The organism is Amycolatopsis vancoresmycina, assembly GCF_000716785.1.
In the GTDB taxonomy this organism is placed as follows: domain Bacteria; phylum Actinomycetota; class Actinomycetes; order Mycobacteriales; family Pseudonocardiaceae; genus Amycolatopsis; species Amycolatopsis vancoresmycina.
Genome location: NZ_JNYY01000058.1, coordinates 1 through 385 on the forward strand (window position 1 = coordinate 1; position 385 = coordinate 385).

Here is a 385-nt window from a genome sequence, read left to right on the forward strand (position 1 = left end):
GCACACTGTTGGGTCCTGAGGCAACACGCCTTGGGGCTTCTGCCCTGGGAACGCGTTTGTTTCTGGTGTGGTGTTTGAGAACTGTAGAGTGGATGCGAGCATCTTTGTGGTCAAGTTGTTAAGGGCACATGGTGGATGTCTTGGCTTCAGGAGCCGATGAAGGACGTAGGAGGCTGCGATAAGCCTCGGGGAGCTGTCAACCGAGCTGTGATCCGAGGATTTCCGAATGGGGAAACCCAGCACCAGTGATGTGGTGTTACCCGCACCTGAATATATAGGGTGTGTGGAGGGAACGCGGGGAAGTGAAACATCTCAGTACCCGCAGGAAGAGAAAACAACCGTGATTCCGTGAGTAGTGGCGAGCGAAAGCGGAAGAGGCTAAACC

At 54.5% G+C, this 385-nt stretch carries 1 rRNA gene; it reads left to right on the forward strand.

The features are described from left to right. Positions 1-108: 108 nt before the first annotated feature. Positions 109-385: ribosomal RNA gene (locus OO60_RS44300) — 23S ribosomal RNA — on the forward strand; the annotation flags it as partial.